Below are 15,999 nucleotides of genomic sequence, written 5' to 3'. Positions count from 1 at the left end.
GACACCAGCACCAACGGTTTATCGGGAACGCAGCGTTCTCTGGAACAGAACGCTCTGACGGCCCGCGGGTTGCAAGAGGTGGGCACCCGCACACTGTTCGCGGATCATGAACGGTATATCCACGAAGATCATGTGGACGTGAACGGTCCGGGTGTTTTTCAATGCAGGAGTGACTTCCACCCCGGCCCGCAGTGGCGCCCTCATGGCGATGGGATCCATGGCGTGCGTGCAGATTGGCCTGGCGTTGGCCGTGTCACTGATCGACGACATCGGCGCCGAAGGCGCAGCCTGGTTGCGCCTGGTCTGGGCGGGGATCCTGATGCTGGCGATCGTGCGCCCGCGCCGCACCGCCTTCACCAGATCGACGTTCGGGGCCTGTGTGGTTCTCGGCGTCGTGACCGCAGGGGTCACGCTGCTGTTCATGGCCGCGCTGTCGCGCATACCGCTGGGCACCGCGGCCGCCCTTGAGTTTCTGGGCCCGCTCGGCGTCGCGGTTGCGCACGGGAAAGGCCGCAGTCGGCTCGTGTGGCCAGGCTTCGCGGCAGCAGGCGTCGTGCTGCTCACCCAACCCTGGTCCGGCACAGTGGATCCCATCGGGGTGCTCTACGCGCTCGGCGCCGCGGTGTGCTGGGCCTGCTACATCCTGCTGACCCAACGGGTGGGCGACGAAGTCGCCGGGATCAACGGCTTGGCGGTGTCGATGCCCGTCGCGGGAATCGTCGCCACCGTCACGGTCGGGCCGTCGGTGTTCGGCCGGCTGACTCCCGAGATAATGCTCATCGGAGTGGGTCTCGCCATTCTCCTGCCGGTCGTCCCGTTCGCCCTGGAAATGCTCGCGCTACGGAAGTTGACGACGGCCGCATTCGGCACGCTCATGAGCCTCGAGCCGGCCTTCGCGATGGTGGTCGGACTGGTGATGCTGCATCAGGTTCCTGGGCCGGCCGCGGTGGTCGGAATCTGCTTCGTGGTGGCCGCGGGCATCGGCGCGGCCCGCACCGGGGCGCGTAACCTGCCCGTACCCGCCGAGGTCGGTTGATCGGGCTACTCTGGCGCAAATGGCACGTGGAATCTTCAATTCACCGGTCGTGCGCTGGGTCAACTCGGCGGCAGTCGGCCTCACTCGCGTCCCCGTATTGGCCCGCTTGGTGGGGGACAACGTGGTGGTCATCCGATATCAGGGACGCCGTTCTGGCCAGACGTTCGAGACTCCGGTCTCGGTCCGGCGCGACGGCGATCAGGCGACCATCCACGTGATGGCGCCCGACAACAAGAACTGGTGGCGCAACTTCCTCGGCGAAGGTGGTCCGATCACGTTCCTCAACCTCGACGGCCGCGAGCGCACCGGCCACGCGGTCGCCCACCGCGACGCGGAGGGCAAGGTCGCGGTCACCGTCCAGCTCGACGCCCCCTGACGCCGAGCAGACGCGCACGCACCCGAGAACGCGCGTTCCCGGGTACGCGGGCGTCTGCTCGCGCGGACTCAGACGTCGATTCGCTTGCGCCGGTAGAGCGTTCCCGCAGCCAGCAACAGCAAGCTGATCACGAGGATCGCGGTGGCGAGCACATTGATCTGGGGCGGCACGGCGGCCTTGACCGCGGCGTTCACGTACAGCGGATAGGTGACCGCCGACCCGCTCACGAAGTACGTGATGATGAAGTCGTCGAGCGACAACGCGAACGACAACATCGCAGCCGCGACGATGCCCGGAACGATCAGCGGCAGCGTCACTTTGAAGAACGTACGGGTCGGGCTGGCGCCCAGATCCATCGACGCGTCCTCGAGCGTCCAGTCGAATCCACGCACCCGGGCCCGCACCGTCATCGCGATGAAGCTCACCTCGAACGCGATGTGCGCGATGAGGATCGTCGTGTAGCCCGCGGCCCAACCGAGGTCGAGAAACAGCGTCAGCAGCGACGCACCCATGACCACCTCAGGGGCGGTCAGCGGCAGCACCAGGAAGGTGTCTACGGCTTTCTGTCCCCGAAACCGCTGACGCACCAACGCAATCGCGACGAGTGTGCCGAGCACGAGCGCTACCGCGGTGGACACCGCGGCGATGTTCAGGCTCAGCTTGAGCGCCTCGGTCAACGCCGGATATTTGAACGGGTCGGCCCAATTCTCGAGCGTGAAACCCTGCCACGTGTAGTTGAACTTGCCGGCAGGCTTGTTGAACGAGAACAGCACGATCACGAAGATCGGCAGGAACAGATACAGCAGCACCAGACCGGCGACGATCCGCAGGGACAGATCGCCCCATTTCGGCGAACCCTTGACGGTTTTCGGCGGGGTGGCCTCGCCCGTGGCCTCGGCCATCGCGGTCGCGGTCATACCAGGTCCTCCGTGCCCAGGGCCCGCGTGTAGAGCAGCACACCGACCAGGATGATCGCCATCAGCACCATGCTCAGCGCGGCCGCCGCCGGATAGTCCTTGACGACCAGGAACTGTTTCTGGATCACGTTGCCGATCATCGTGGTCTGCGTACTCCCCAGATAATCGGCGTTGATGAAGTCACCGGCAGCCGGGATGAACACCAGCATGCTGCCGGCCAGCACGCCCGGCATCGACAGCGGCAGAATCACTTTGGTGAAGCTGCGGGTGTTCGACGAGTACAGGTCCTTCGAGGCCTCGATCAGCCGCGGGTCGATCTTCTCCAGGCTGACGTAGAGCGGCAGGATCATGAAAATGATCCAGTTGTAGGTCAGGCCGCCGATGACCGCCCAGCTCGTCGACAACAACCTGCCCTCGTCGGGCAGCAGGCCGATCGCACCCAGCGCACTGACCACCCAACCGTCGTCGGCGAGGATCGTCTTCCACGCGATCGTGCGGATCAGGAACGTGACGAAGAACGGCAGGATCACCAGGCCGAGGATCAGGTTCTTGAAGCGGCCGGCCTTGAACGCGATCACATAGGCGAGGGGGAACGCAAGGATCGCGCACAACACCGTGGCGACCAGTGCGTAGCCGAACGTCCTCAGGATCTGGTCCTGGTACTCGCTGAACGCGTGCAGGTAGTTACCGAAATTCCAGTCGAAGGTCAGCGTCGGCAGGTACACCGAGCCGCCCGACGACGACAACGACGTGCGTGCCAACGAGAAGAACGGCACGACGAAGAAGATCCCGAGATACACCAGGGCCGGCAGGATCATCAGGTACGGAGCGATCTTGCTCCGCTGCCGGCTGCTGGTGGCTACACCCGCCACCCGGTCAGGCTCCGGTGACGGCGGTGTACATGGTGTTGAACTCCTGGGTCTGCTCGTCGGTCAGTGCCGCCCAGGACTCGAGGTTGTTCGACATCTCGGCGGGCGGGTTGATAAGCGGGTTGCTCGCGATGGCCGGGTCGATCTTGGCCAGTTCGTCGGTCATGTCCGAGAGCACGGGCACGAACTGAGTGAACGCGATGAGCTTGGCGTAGTTGGCCCGGTCGTAGACATAGTCGATCCAGGCTTCCGCGGCCTTCTGGTTCTGCGTGGTGTACGGGATCACCATCGTGTCGATGAACCAGTCGCCGCCCGACTCGGGCACCACGAACTTCAGGTCGGGGTTGTCGGCCTGCAACTGCACGACGTCGCCCGAATAGGCTTGGGCGACTGCGATGTTGCCGGCCGCAAGGTCGTCGGCGTAGTCGTTGCCGGTGAACCTGCGGATCTGCCCCTTGTCCTTCTGCTCGCGAACGAAATCGACGGCCTTCTGGACGGATTCGCTGGTGGGTTCCTCGACGGAGTTGCCCTGCCACTGCATGATCATGCCGAGCCCATCTTGGACGTCGGAGAACAGGCTGACCCGGCCCTTGAACGCGGGATCCCACAGATCGTCGATCTTGGTGATGTCGCGTCCGGTCGCGGCCCGGTTGTAGGCGAGCCCGACCATGCCGGTCATGTACGGCGCGGTCACCTTGCGGCCCGGGTCGACCTTCGAGTTCAACAGGTCCTGGCGCAGGTTCTTCTTGTTGGGTACGCGGGATTCACTGATCTCGTTGAGCCACTGGAGGCCGTTGAGCCGGGCCGCCATGAACTCGGTGGGCACGACGAGATCCGCCCCGATGTCCTGCTTGCGCGACAGCGGTTCCTTGACCTTGGCGAACCACTGCTCGTTGTCGTTGAAATCCTCTTTGTAATCGACCGTCAGGCCCGACGCGGTCTGGAATGCCGCGACGAATCCGTCGGCCATGTACAGCGGCCAGTTCGAGATCCGCACCGTGCCGCTCGCCGGCGAACCGTCGTCAGGTGCGGCCGAGGTCGTCGGCGAACTGCTGTCGCCGCCCGAACCGCAGGCGGCCAGCACGGTCGGCCCCAGGGCCAGGGCTGCGGCGGCCGCGGCGCCTCCGCCGAGGAATCGCCGCCGGGTCGTGCGGTTGGCGGCCAGTCGGGCAAGCAGTCGGGGATCGGTGTTGTTGGGCATGGGCGACCTTTCTGGGATTCGGGCGCGTGTCGTCAGAGGGGAGGGGTGCGCGATCGGCAATCGCTATGAGTCGTCCAGCATCTCTTCGAGATCTTCGGTCGTGGGGATGTCGGCCGCCGGTAGGACGCGCGATGCGTCGGGGGCCCAACTGACATGGACCCGATCGCCCGGCCGCAACAGCGGCAGATCCTGTTCGGCTCCCACGTGGGCGATGATCGCCGAATCATCCGGGGCGGCAAGGGAAAGCCGCACGACCGGACCCTGGAACGTCAGGTCGGTCACGGTCGCCGGGACGGTGGCGACGTCGCCGGTCGGCGCATCCATCGAGACGCGTACCCGCTCCGGGCGGATCATCAGTGTCGCGTGGCCGCCGGATTCGATCGCGGTGTCACCAGGCTTCGCCTTCAGCGTGGTGCCGAGTACCTCGACTTCGACGTAGTCGCGGTTGATCCGGCCCGTCTGCCTGCCGGGCCACAGGTTGGCCTGGCCGATGAAGCTCGCGACGAAGACCGTCGCCGGGCGGTCGTAGATCTCGGTCGGACTTCCGATCTGCTCCACATTGCCCGCATTCATGACCGCGATCCGGTCGCTCATGGTGAGCGCCTCTTCCTGGTCGTGCGTGACGTAGATGAACGTGATCCCGACCTCGCGCTGGATGCGCTTGAGCTCGAACTGCATCGCATGGCGCAGCTTGAGATCGAGGGCGCCCAGCGGCTCGTCGAGCAACAGTGCGCTCGGGTAGTTCACCAGGGCTCGCGCCAAGGCGACCCGCTGCTGCTGGCCGCCCGACAGCTGGCCGGGCTTGCGTTTGGCGAAATCGGTCAGCCGCACGATCTCGAGCAGCTCGTCGACGCTGCGCTTGATCTCGGCCTTGTCCTTCTTCATGCTGCGCGGCCCGTACGCGACGTTGTCCCACACGGTCATGTGGGGGAACAGCGCATAGTGCTGGAACACGGTGTTGACGTTGCGCTTGTGCGGCGGGACGCGGGAGACGTCCACCCCCTCAAGCCGGATCGCGCCCTCGGTGGGGCTCTCGAACCCGGCGATCATGCGCAGCGTTGTGGTCTTCCCGCATCCGGACGGGCCGAGCATGGAGAAGAACTCGCCCGAGGCGATGGAAAAGTCGGCGTCTGCCACCGCCACGTAGTCGGCGAAGCGCTTCGTTACGTGGTCGATCTCGATGACGGCGTTGCCGGGCGTGTGTGGTGCGCCGTCCTGTCCGGTCGGGTGGTCGACGGCAGTGGTGTCTGGGCCGGTCAGCGTGGTCCTCCTCAGGTGCAGCCGTGGTGGCTGTGCGTAAACAATCGCGGATTCAGTCGACCTTCGCAAGCGATTCCGCAACGATTTAACATTTCTACAATGGAATCCTTCGTTTGGCAGCGGTTTGGGCACGAGAAACCGCTGTGAAGGACGCGAACACCTACGGCAGGCGCTGACCAGCCTGCGGGCTACGGAATGGGTGGACTTGCTGTATCAGTTTCGCAGTCCGCCGGCCAGGGACGGCGGGAAACTGTCGAGTAGCTCAGCCCCACTCGTGGTTCATGGCACGCGACTCCGACAGGTTCTGCATCGAGTCGCGATGCCGATCCGGCGCCCGGGAAACGGCGATGAGCGCCATCGCGAGCCCGGCGGTGACCGCGCCCGCGACGAAGATCGTCACGAAGCTGGCTTCGGTGGGAATCGCGCTGTGGCCGAGCAGCACCGCGACCACCGCCGCGGCGCTCGAGCTGCCGATCGTGCGGGCGATCGCGTTCATGCTCGTGGCGACGCCGGTTTGGCCGGCATCGACTTCGCTCACCACGAGTGCGGGCAGTGCGCCGTAGCCCAGGCTGATGTACGCGTTGGCCAATACCCCGGCGACGATGACCTGCCACGCGCGGTCGTGCGCGACCGCCAGCATCGCGAACCCGGCGATACCCGCCAGAGCGGCGACCACCAGAACCCGCCGGGCACCGAACCGGTCGATGAACCGGCCGCTGATCAGAGCCACCAGGAAGCCCGCGAGTGCTCCCGGCAGCAGGAAGTAGACGCTCGCCTGAAGCACGTTGGCGCCGAACCCGTACCCTGCGGCTTCGCGCGAGATCTGCACGAACTGGGTCAGACCGAGGAATGCGAAATAGAGCCCCATGCCGACGAACACCGTCGCCAGGTTGGTCAGCAGTATCGCTCGTTTCGCCAACATCCCGGTGGACACCAACGGATGCGCGGCCCGTCGCTCCCAGAACCACCAGGCGACGAGCACGACCACACCACCGGCGAGAAAGGCCACCGTCATCGGCGCCGCCCAACCCCACGAATTGCCCTGGGTCACTGCGAGTAACACCGCGGACAGTCCGCAGGCCAGGCCAAGGGCGCCGAGCCAGTCGATCGTGCCGCGCGCGGTGGGTTTGCGCGCCGGCACGGCGAGGACGGTGACGACGATGACCACGGCGGTGAACCCGGTCGTCAACCAGAACACCCGGTGGTAGCCCGCGTTGCCGGCCATCAGCAGACCGGTGACGACGAGACCCATCCCGCCGCCGAACCCGAGCGTGCCCGACAGCACCGACATCGCGCTGACGAGTCGGTCCTCGGCGAGTTCTTCGCGGAGGATCGCGATGCTTATCGGATAGAGGGCATACGACGCCCCTTGCAGTACCCGGCCGAGGATCAGCATCGGCACGGATGCGGTGGTAGCGGCAAGAACCGAACCGACAAGCACCACGATCAGGACGGCGAGCAGTACGCGCTTCTTGCTGTACAGGTCGGCCAGCCGGCCGATCAGCGGCGTCGCGGCGGCGGCCGCGAGCAAGTTGGCCGTGACCGCCCAACTCACGGCGACCGACGAGGAATGCAGCTGGGCGGCGATGACGCCGAGTACGGGAACCACCGCGGTCTGCAGTACGGCGACCGTGAGGACGACCAGGCTGAGCCCGGCGACCAGAAGGGCGGGACGCGGGTGCGGGGCGTCGGTGGCCGGGGTCGACGGGCTGGCTTCGGTACCCGTCATGGCCTTCTCATGGCCCCAGCCACGTCCCCTCCGATCGTTAGCTCATCTTGATGTTTCTCGATTATGGACCGACGGGCCATGACAGGGCCAATCCACGTTGAGGTGAGCGACCGGTGGTCATCTCGGCCGTGATCGAATACCTCCATGTCTTTGGGATCCAGTGCGCTGAACGCGTCCACCTTCAGCGGGCGCAGGCCGTCCGGGGCCGGCGATCTGACCGTCGAGACCCATGGCATCGCACCTGTCGGCGCCGATGACCGCTACGGGCACCCGGCCCGGTTGTTCACCGTCTGGTTCGCCCCGCAGGTCAACATGACCGGCGTCTTTACCGGGACGCTGGCGATCGCGCTCGGTCTCGGATTCTGGCTGGGGCTGCTGGCCATGGTGATCGGGACGGTGCTGGGTTCGCTGGTGGTCGCGTATCTGTCGACGTGGGGACCGCGCACCGGAGCGGGACAGCTTCCCAACTCCCGCATGGCATTCGGTGGGTTCGTCGTGGTGCCGGGGATCCTGCAATGGGGTTCGTCGATCGCCTGGGACGCGCTGGTCGGGCTCTTCGGCGGGGAGGCCCTCGCCACGCTGCTGGGCATCCCGTTCTGGATCGCAGTTCTCGTCGTGCTCGCAGTCCAGGGCGTGGTGGGCTTCTTCGGCTACGAGTTGATCCACCGGCTGCAGGCGGTGCTGACGGTCATCCTGTTCGTCACCTTCGTGGTGTTCGCGGCCAAGCTCGTCAGTGGGCACGACATCGTCGCCCCGGCAACGGTGCACGGCGCCGACCTCGTGGGGGCGTTCGTCTTCGAGGTCACGATCGCGCTCAGCCTCGCGATCTCGTGGGCGAGCTATGCCGCCGATTTCAGCCGCTACCTGCCGGCGGACTCGCCGCGGGTACAGGTGTTCGGGTACACCTTCGCCGGAATCGCGTTGGCTTACACGTTCGTTCAGGGCATCGGGATCGCGGCGGCCGCAGCCATCGGCGAACACACGGCAGCCGGGGTGCAAGCGGTCATGGGCGGCGGCCTGCTCGGGGGGCTCGCGTTACTGGTGATCGCGCTGGCCGCGATCGGCTCGGGCGTGATGAACGACTACAGCGGGTCACTGGCGTTGCAGACCATCGGTATTCGGGTTCGGCGTCCGGTGTCGGCCGTGATCGTGACGGTGCTCGCGTTCTTCCTGATCCTGTGGTTGCATGCGGCCGACACCGCCACTCGCTTCACCGATGTACTGCTGCTGGTGAGCTACTGGATCCCGGCGTTCGTCGCCGTTGTCGTCGTCGACTGGGCGATCCGTATCGGGGGCCGCGCGACCATCGACCCGGCCACCGAACCCACCGGGCGGCGCGACGCGGTCGCGGCGCTCATCGCGTTCGTGCTGGCCTATCTGATCGCCATGCCGTTCATGAACACCACGCTGATCCAAGGCCCGGTGGCCGTCGCGTGGCATGGCGCCGACATCGCCTACTTCGTCAATTTCGTTGCCGCACTTGTTCTCTACGGTGGCTACCGCTGGCTGGCCCGACCCAGGAGTCGTCAACCACAGCCGTGAGCCTCAGCACCGCGGAACCGCCCGGATCGCGAGAAATCCGGTGGGCTGTGTCGAAAGGCGTTGATACGTCTCTGGATCAAGCTCGCACGCGCGCCGTGTCGGTCGTGGTTCGCGCAACTGCTCGATGAGGAAGCCGGCCTGCCGCAGTTCCTCGCAGGTCTGCTCGAGCGGCGACAGCCAGTACCGCACCTGCCAGCCCTTGCTCCATGTCTCTTCGATGACCCTGGGCTCGAAGTAGTTGCCGCCGTGCCGCAGCCAGTCGCCGGTGGGATGCTGCCGCGACAATACGAGCGCGCCGCCGGGCCGCAGCACCCGGTGAAACTCCCGCAACGCGGCGGGCCGGTCGTCGAGATATTCGAGCGCGAGTGCGAACAGCACGAGATCGACGGACCGATCGGGCAGCCAGTCGAGCGGTGCGCTCAGATCATGCACCCGGAAGTCACCGTCAGGAACCCGCTGCCCGGCCAATTCGACCATGCGCGGGCTGATGTCGAGACCGATCACGCGCGCACCCCGCGACACCAGTTCCTCGGCGTAGAGACCGGGGCCGCACGCGGCGTCCAGGACGGTAAGGCCGTCGACGTCACCGAGCAGGGCCAGACAGGCTGGTCGGTCATAGTGAGCGTTGTAGAGTCCGTCGCGCGCATGGTCGAGGAACTCGTCGGCGAATACGTCGTATTGAGGCTGGGGTCCTACCATCTCGGGCACCTGCCCAGTGTGCACTCTCAGATCGGGTGCGCCGCAAACCACTCCACGAGTAGGTCTGCGATGGCGTCGGACTCCTCCTCGGGCAACCAGTGTGATGCGCCGCGCAGCGTCTCGAATCGGTATGGCCCGGCGACGTACCTCGCGGTGTCATGGGCAGGCTTGGCGGTCACCGCGATGTCGTGGTCACTCCACACGTACAGTGTCGGGACCGTGATCTTCTGCCGCGCGCCACGGGGATCGGTCAGGGACAGCGGCATGGCCCGGTACCAGTTGAGGGCGGCGGTCAGCGCACCAGGCTCCGTCATCGCGCGCGTGTCGCGCATGGCGACTTCGCGGGACTGTCCGCTGCGCCGCAACGATTTTCGCAACGGCTCACCGCGGCCATCGCGTCCCAGCATCATTCGCTCGGGCAGTCGCGGCAACTGGTTGAGATACATGTACCAGGACGCCAGGCCCTGCCGGCTTGTCGGCATCGAGCGAAGGAAGGCAAGCGGGTGTGGCACCGACAGGGCCGAAAGCGACGCGAGCCGGGCCGGTGCCTGCGCCGCGACACCCCACGCGACCGCCGCGCCCCAATCATGCCCGACCAGATGGACTCGGTCTGCGCCGCTGGTGTCGATGAGTGCCAGCACGTCCCGGACAAGTTCGGTCATTCGGTAGTCCCGCCGCCGCGTCGGGCGCGCACCCGGTGAGTAGCCGCGCTGGTTTGGCGCCAGGCAGCGGTAACCCGCTGCGGTCAACCGCGCGATGATGGCGTCCCAACTGCTGTTCTGCTGTGGAAAACCATGCAGCAGTACGACTACCGGGCCATCGGGCGGTCCCGCGTCGATCAGCTCGAACACCAGCTCACCGCGGCGATACTGCTCCATGTACGGCCCCTTCACTCGCGAAGACATCTCGACGATGTGTCGGCAGCGTACCGCCGGGTTCGGCGCGTGGACGGACGTCGCGGTTCAGTCGAGGTCTTTTGTGAAGTACACGCGGGAAAAGCCGTCTCTGATGGCTCGATCGACTTCGAGGTAACCGAGGTGCGGATAGAGGGTGAGATTCTCGGTCATGGCGGCATTCGTGTAGAGCCGCACCTGCGCGTAGCCGAGGCGTCTGGCTCGGCATTCGGCGTGTTCCAGCAGTCGACGCCCGTATCCCCGTCCTTGTGCGGCGGCGGCGAGTGCGACCGTCTCGATCAGCATGTGATCGTTGCGGTCCTCGGTCACCAGGACGCCGATGATGTCGGCATCCTCGATGAGTACGGTGACGTGTTGATTCGCGACCTCCGTTCGGTAGTCGGCCACCATCGGCGCCGGTTCGCGGCCGATGCGGGCGGTGTAGCGGCTGAATGCCTCGTCGATCACGCGTTCGATCGCCGCGACATCGGCGAGGGTCGCCGTGCGCAGAACGGCGTCGTCTGGCATGGCGCCCAAACCTACCCGACCGGCGTCGGCCTGCCGTGAGGAAACGGGTGGGGGCGGCTCGTTGCCGCCCCCACCCCCGAGTTCGATTACAGCGGAATCCAGGTGCCCAGGAACCAGAAGCCCCATCCGCGCCCGTCGGCGGCAGGCATGGGCGTCACCTGATGGCCGTTCCAGTTGAACGGCTGGTGGTCGGCGCGCCCTTGGTCGATTCCCCGGTGATTCCAGTCGACCGGTGCCGGGCCGCGGTCATTGCGATTGTCATTGTGCTGGTTGCCGCATTGCTGGTTGCCGGGTCGGTTGCAGTCCGGCCCGGGTTCTGCGCTTGCCGTTTGCAGGCCGAGGCCGAGCAATCCGGCAAGGCCGATTCCGGCGGCCAGCGTTGACACGCCCATCGTGCGTTTGAAAGTCATTGCTCCACTCCGTTTCTGTCCATGCGGCGATCCAGCCACACGTGGAATGAAGTTATGGAGGCGCGATGGGTTTGCCCTGTGTCGGTCATGTGCCCTGGCTGTGCAACCGGTAACGGTTCGAAAACCATCTGCTGTCAGCGTGATCGAGGAATCGGCGCCATCAGTCCTTCGCCGGGTCGGATGTGCAGGTGGCAAGGAACGTTTTGCCGTCCTGGGCCGCCACGTCCGCGGCGGTGAGCCAGCCGATGTCCTGGAACCAATAGGCGTCGGTACCGTGCTGTGTGGAGCCGGTGACGACTTGCGTGAGATCGGAAGTCGAGCCCCAGCCATCGCGGCTGGCCGAGATCACCATCCGCAACGAGCGTGCGCTGCGCCAGTCGAAGCCGTCCGGAAGTGGTTCGGATATCTCCAGCCCCGGATACGGGCCGCCGAGGGTGAGGTGCTCGACGTGCGCTCCCTCGTTTGTTGGTGAGGTGAGCACCAGGTCGGCACGGTCGGCTTGATCGGGATTGAAGGTGAGTGCCAGCCGCGTCACACCCGTGCACGGCGAGCCCGTCCAGATCCGGAGCTGACCGTCGGTGACGCGGGCGCCGAAGGCAGGCTGCAGCGAGGGAGCGAATTGCGCGCTCGGGCTCCAGTCGTCGTTGCCGCCGCAGGCGGTCACGGCCGCGGCGACCACCAACGCTGCAACGGATGCGCGGCCGATCAGTTGTAACCCCCGTCAGATAGCCCGGCGTCTTCCTCGAGGCCCCGGCTGTCAGTGAGGAGTCTCCACCCCATGCCGAGGTGCTCATGTTCAGCCCACTGCTGCGAATGCCGCTCCTCGTGGTGCAAAAGCCTATCCAAGTCGAGCGACCCCTCGTATGGCTTGCCGTTGTCGTCGGTGTACCAGGCGCGTCCGGATTCGACGATGTCTTCGAGCTGCGCAGCCGGATCCGCCGGGTCGTCGATGTTGACCATGAACGTGTCGCCCCACGCGGTTCCGCCTTTCGCGCTGTACAGGTCCTGGAGTTCGTTCCCGCCGAGGCCCATCATCATGCCGTTGGGTGTCGTGACCAGACGCCCGCCGTTGCCGTGGACGAATCCGACATCGTCGTTATAACTCCAGCTGTTGTCTTCCTGACGGTCGATGATCCGCTGAACTTCATCGGCCGAGTACGGCGTCTCGGCGAAGTCGTTCTTGACTCCCGGCCTTCGGCCTGCGTCTCCGTAGTCGGTTCCCGCGTTGAGGATGTAGGTCATCAACACTGCTTTGCGTGCGTCGTCGCCGCTGATGTCGTCGGGAAGCAGGAAGAACGACTTGCCGTCCGTATCCTTGATTTCCTTCATGCCGTCGAAGATCTCGAAGTCCTCGGGTGTGATGCCGTGTCGCCTGGCGATCTCGACGAGTACCTCGGGTGCGATGCCCTGGCGTTCGGCATTCGCCAACCACTGCGCGTAATAGCCGGTCGGAGGCGGTCCGGTGAGCAGGCCCGCTTCGCGCAGGAGTCGTTCGTATTCCGCCGAGTTGGGCTCTCTGGTGGAGTTGAGCTTGACCGAAAGGCCCTGCTTGTCACGATTGATCTGATCGGCGACCGCCTGATCGGAGTTCCACCACTTGGTCGCGGCCGACTGGATTGCGGTGGCCCGGTTCTCGGCGTCTTCCTTCTTCTTCGGATCCGGGGGATCGGTCGCGGGGTAGGTGACGCTCAGGTCGTCGTTGACGGTGAATCCGGCCGCCTCGGCCGAGGAGATTTTCGAGCGGACATCGTTGAGGTTGGGGATGACGGGGTCGTTCATCGAGTTGGTGGCGGCGTCGGCCATCGCGTCGATGGCCTGCCGCAGGTTGTCGATGGCCTGACGGTCGTTGGCGGCCATCGAGATCGCCGCGGTTGCCGTGGCTCCGGACCAGCTCTGACCGCCGGGGTTGCGGATGTTGCTCTGGTACGTTTCGGCGGCGGTGACAAGATCAGCCGCCGATTGCTTCCAGGATCGCGCCATACCCAGCACGGTCTCGGGCCTGGCAGCGTCGATCTGTTTGCGTGTCACCACCGCGCCGACTCCTTATCGCTAGAACGTTCAGTCGGGTGGGAGCAGGCTTCCGGTGCGGATGATGACCCACCCGCGATTGTCATCGGCATCCCGGAAGAGGGTTCGGGCTTGATCCACCAAATAGCCGACTTCGGTGAACCGATCGGCCACCGTGCCCTGCAATTCGCGAATGGTCTGCGTACTGACCGGCCTGGCCGCCACCAGAGATGGCATGTCGACGGCGGGGTCCGGCGTCGCCGTCATCGAGGGAATCTCGCTGGTCCGCTTGAGTGAACCGCCAAGGCGGTTGAGGTCGACCGACAGCCGGCCCAACGCGGCCAACTCAAGTTCCAACGGATCTGCCACTGTGCCCCCCGCATGCACCGACCACGTCTATCGAAACCACCGTAACAAGCAAATGGCGTCAACGGAATCGTAAACCGTTGTGGCAATACAGAAGCGATCGCACCGGCGCTATGGTGATCGACGAAAAGGGGGCCGCTACACGTGTTTGGATCGCACATGCGTCCGGTGGGGGAGATCGAGCTCTCTGACCTCGCCGCGCTCGGCCGTCTCGCCGGTCACGAGAGCCTGCCCTACCCGTTTGCGCACACCCGAACACCGCACCGCGGCAGTGAACGCCGTGATTCGGTCGAAGACAGCCTCGCGAACGGTGACCTCGCCCAGTTCCGTGAGTGGACCGACGCGTACGTCGCGGCCGACATCTGGTTGACCGGCCGGGTACATCATCGTGATGCAAGCATTGCCGACGGCCGCATCCTCGGCTTCCGAGGCGGCGACACCGGCTATCTCGCCCGTCAGCGCTCCGACGATGTCGTCGAGATTTTCGCAGTGCCCGCCGAGGACCTGGGCGCCGAGGGCGCGGGATTGGTCGGCCTCCCCACCCCGGGGGCGCATCCACGGATCGTGGTGCCCGGTTACGTCGGATACTTCGACGGGCCGGCCGATGCCGCCGTCGCCGGAGACGACAGTGAGGGTGTGGGGTCTGTGCTCACCGCCGTCAAGCGACCGGCCGCGCCCGATCACCACACGATCGCCGACGACGAAGTCGCCGCCATTGCGATCATCCAGTCGCGCTGCCAACCGGCACGTGAGTGGGGGGTCGACTGGACCAAACCCCTCGTCGCGTGCCTGCACATCGAGGGCGACGGTAGCTACGTCTATGCGCCGGACTTCAGTCACGCCGTCCCCGTCGCTGAGTCGGACCTCGCCGGCCGGGTCGATCGGCTGATCTCTGCTGACATCGCGCTTCTGGCGCACCTGCGCGGCATGGACTTCTGAATAGCCTTGACTCCCAGCCCGATTGGCTTGCCCGGCAGGCGCCACGCCGCCGCGGTGCTGCGAAAACCGGTGTTTGCCAGTCGATCACATGTCCCCGATGACGGGTGATGGCGAGTGCCATGGTGAGCTAACGACGAGATAGCGCCGCAACGTTGCTATCCCGCAACGGCAGTTGCACGTCACCGCTCATTGTTGTACCAATCATCAGGGCACTTGGGGGAAGGACGACTATGAGTAGCTTCGCGCCCGACGTAACTCCTGGGCGCTGGTTGACTGCCGCCGAAGTCGCACGCGCGTCGAATCTGAGGGAAGACCTCGTCGAGCGCTTCCTGCCGGCGATGGAGCCGCCTGAGGCGCTCTACAGCGGTGACCTCGTCTCTATCGCGCGATTCGTCAAGCAGCTCACCGACCTCGGCACCCCGGCCGCGGCCATCGAGGTGGCCGTCGCGGAACTTCGCGCCCGACCTGACGCCGCGTTCAAGGTCGCGCTCGGAAGTGGCAGGCATCGCGCGTCTTTCGACGCAGGCAAGCGCCGCATTTGGATGTCGGTCGGCGCGACTGTGATCGCGGCGGTGCTCGTCGGCGCCATCGCGACCGCGTTCTTCGGGCCAGACGACACGGGGTCGACGACAGCAGCGCCGGTCACCGAGACCAAACCGGTTCCCGCAGAGCCAGTTGCGCCGACTGTCATGCATTTCGCCGCGATTCCGGCAAAGGCTGATCCGGTGTGCGGCCAGTGGGAGCGGGCGTCCGCCGCATATGGAGCCAAACTGCAGGCCTGGGTCAAGACCGATGCGCGCGTGCCCGCGACACGTTGGTCGCCGAAACAGCGGTCGGTCACCATGGCGGTCATCCCGGTCATGCGCGAAGAGGCGGCAGGCCTGCGGCAGTTGGCCGACAAGGCCCGCGATCCGCTACTCGCCGACCTGTTGCGCGGCCAGGCGATGTACGAAAGTGCGTATGCGGATCGGCTGCCGCATTTCCAACCGGGTGACCATGCGCTGTGGAAGGCCGCGAGTTCGTTGAGTGGTTCGGTGAAAGCAATTTGCTCTGCGGTGAAATGAGCAAATCGTCCGACGCGCGGCGGTAGGCGTTCGAGCGGTTGAAGTGCCCGGTTCAGGTATTCGCCCTGCAACATGCAGAGGCGAGGCCCGATGAACGAGGTCGTTTCGTGTGGTGGCGATCGATGCCGCAGACCATGGCGAAACTCCGGACTTACCCTGCGCC

17 protein-coding genes are annotated in these 15,999 nt (G+C 65.6%); 5 read left to right on the top strand and 12 right to left on the bottom strand.

The features are described from left to right. Positions 1–202: 202 nt before the first annotated feature. Together AWC31_RS06340 and AWC31_RS06335 are read left to right on the top strand one after the other, a co-directional pair. Positions 203–1,036 (top strand): EamA family transporter, encoded by an 834-nt coding sequence (locus AWC31_RS06340; protein WP_275082576.1) that lies wholly within the window; start codon positions 203–205, stop codon positions 1,034–1,036. Between the two features lie 19 nt (positions 1,037–1,055). Then, complete coding sequence (locus AWC31_RS06335; RefSeq protein WP_085143492.1) at positions 1,056–1,412, top strand: nitroreductase/quinone reductase family protein; 357 nt, start codon at positions 1,056–1,058, stop codon at positions 1,410–1,412. 68 nt (positions 1,413–1,480) lie between these two features. Here the strand turns inward: AWC31_RS06335 and AWC31_RS06330 are convergent, their stop codons facing one another. The 5 genes from AWC31_RS06330 to AWC31_RS06310 form a co-directional block, all read right to left on the bottom strand. Further along, on the bottom strand, positions 1,481–2,329 hold the full coding sequence (locus tag AWC31_RS06330; protein ID WP_085143491.1) for an ABC transporter permease: 849 nt from the start codon (positions 2,327–2,329) through the stop codon (positions 1,481–1,483). Further along, positions 2,326–3,201, bottom strand: coding sequence for an ABC transporter permease (locus AWC31_RS06325; protein ID WP_085143490.1), 876 nt, complete (start codon positions 3,199–3,201; stop codon positions 2,326–2,328). The genes AWC31_RS06330 and AWC31_RS06325 overlap by 4 nt, the downstream gene beginning before the upstream one ends. 4 nt (positions 3,202–3,205) lie before the next feature. Next, entirely contained in the window at positions 3,206–4,399 is a 1,194-nt protein-coding gene (locus tag AWC31_RS06320; RefSeq protein WP_085143489.1) for a polyamine ABC transporter substrate-binding protein, read from the bottom strand. A 63-nt stretch (positions 4,400–4,462) separates the two neighbouring features. Then, on the bottom strand, positions 4,463–5,542 hold the full coding sequence (locus tag AWC31_RS06315) for an ABC transporter ATP-binding protein (RefSeq protein ID WP_234790767.1): 1,080 nt from the start codon (positions 5,540–5,542) through the stop codon (positions 4,463–4,465). Between the two features lie 379 nt (positions 5,543–5,921). Continuing rightward, the gene (locus AWC31_RS06310) at positions 5,922–7,388 is read right to left on the bottom strand and encodes an MFS transporter (RefSeq protein ID WP_085143488.1); all 1,467 of its coding nucleotides are present in this window, start codon (positions 7,386–7,388) and stop codon (positions 5,922–5,924) included. Between the two features lie 144 nt (positions 7,389–7,532). Between AWC31_RS06310 and AWC31_RS06305 the strand changes: the two genes are divergently transcribed. Next, positions 7,533–8,930 (top strand): purine-cytosine permease family protein, encoded by a 1,398-nt coding sequence (locus AWC31_RS06305; protein ID WP_085143487.1) that lies wholly within the window; start codon positions 7,533–7,535, stop codon positions 8,928–8,930. A 3-nt stretch (positions 8,931–8,933) separates the two neighbouring features. Here the strand turns inward: AWC31_RS06305 and AWC31_RS06300 are convergent, their stop codons facing one another. From AWC31_RS06300 to AWC31_RS06270, 7 genes are all read right to left on the bottom strand, one after another. After that, complete coding sequence (locus tag AWC31_RS06300) at positions 8,934–9,629, bottom strand: class I SAM-dependent methyltransferase (protein WP_234816751.1); 696 nt, start codon at positions 9,627–9,629, stop codon at positions 8,934–8,936. 26 nt (positions 9,630–9,655) lie between these two features. Further along, on the bottom strand, positions 9,656–10,507 hold the full coding sequence (locus AWC31_RS06295; protein WP_085143486.1) for an alpha/beta fold hydrolase: 852 nt from the start codon (positions 10,505–10,507) through the stop codon (positions 9,656–9,658). An 84-nt stretch (positions 10,508–10,591) separates the two neighbouring features. Continuing rightward, positions 10,592–11,050, bottom strand: coding sequence for a GNAT family N-acetyltransferase (locus AWC31_RS06290; protein ID WP_085143485.1), 459 nt, complete (start codon positions 11,048–11,050; stop codon positions 10,592–10,594). Positions 11,051–11,136: 86 nt separating this feature from the next. Next, complete coding sequence (locus AWC31_RS06285) at positions 11,137–11,460, bottom strand: hypothetical protein (protein WP_067845723.1); 324 nt, start codon at positions 11,458–11,460, stop codon at positions 11,137–11,139. A gap of 160 nt (positions 11,461–11,620) precedes the next feature. Then, the gene (locus AWC31_RS06280) at positions 11,621–12,139 is read right to left on the bottom strand and encodes a hypothetical protein (RefSeq protein WP_085143484.1); all 519 of its coding nucleotides are present in this window, start codon (positions 12,137–12,139) and stop codon (positions 11,621–11,623) included. A 26-nt stretch (positions 12,140–12,165) separates the two neighbouring features. Further along, complete coding sequence (locus AWC31_RS37650) at positions 12,166–13,488, bottom strand: WXG100 family type VII secretion target (protein WP_198538807.1); 1,323 nt, start codon at positions 13,486–13,488, stop codon at positions 12,166–12,168. Between the two features lie 30 nt (positions 13,489–13,518). Then, positions 13,519–13,836: a hypothetical protein gene (locus AWC31_RS06270; RefSeq protein ID WP_067845730.1), complete on the bottom strand. Its 318-nt coding sequence runs from the start codon at positions 13,834–13,836 to the stop codon at positions 13,519–13,521. 156 nt (positions 13,837–13,992) lie between these two features. On the opposite strand from AWC31_RS06270, the gene AWC31_RS06265 reads away from it, so the two are divergent. After that, the gene (locus AWC31_RS06265) at positions 13,993–14,772 is read left to right on the top strand and encodes a hypothetical protein (RefSeq protein ID WP_085143483.1); all 780 of its coding nucleotides are present in this window, start codon (positions 13,993–13,995) and stop codon (positions 14,770–14,772) included. A 230-nt stretch (positions 14,773–15,002) separates the two neighbouring features. Next, entirely contained in the window at positions 15,003–15,836 is an 834-nt protein-coding gene (locus tag AWC31_RS06260; protein ID WP_133060113.1) for an ESX-1 system-associated protein, read from the top strand. Positions 15,837–15,999: the final 163 nt, after the last annotated feature.

This window comes from Mycolicibacterium wolinskyi (assembly GCF_002101965.1).
In the GTDB taxonomy this organism is placed as follows: Bacteria; Actinomycetota; Actinomycetes; order Mycobacteriales; family Mycobacteriaceae; genus Mycobacterium; species Mycobacterium wolinskyi.
The sequence above is the reverse complement of the archived record's forward strand: the minus strand, read 5'-3'. Positions and strand labels throughout refer to the sequence as shown.